A 277-nucleotide genomic window follows, 5' to 3' on the forward strand; every position below is an offset into this window, starting at 1 on the left:
CCGTCGTGGACCAAGCCATCGCGATCGGAGCCAAGGCTGTGTGGCTGCAACTCGGCGTTGTTGACGAGGCGGCCACCCTGCGCGCCAAAGAAGCAGTCGAACGAGGAGATCGCCCGACGCCGATCAGCGAAGCGGCCGTAATTGCCCGAATTCTTGATGTCCCTCTGGCCGCTTTGGTCGTGGCGGACGAACTTTCAGAAGGCGTGGCGCGGCTCGCAGCGTTGCGCGCCCAACTCTCTAACCTTGCCGACCGGGACGACGAACTCCTGAAAGAGAT

1 protein-coding gene is annotated in these 277 nt (G+C 62.8%); it reads left to right on the forward strand.

From position 1 onward, the window contains the following. The coding region (locus tag SB847_RS20910) for a CoA-binding protein (protein WP_410578512.1) at window positions 1–277 on the forward strand (277 nt) is incomplete at both ends.

Source organism: Bacillus sp. SIMBA_026 (assembly GCF_046535335.1).
Lineage (GTDB): Bacteria > Bacillota > Bacilli > Bacillales > Bacillaceae > Bacillus > Bacillus velezensis.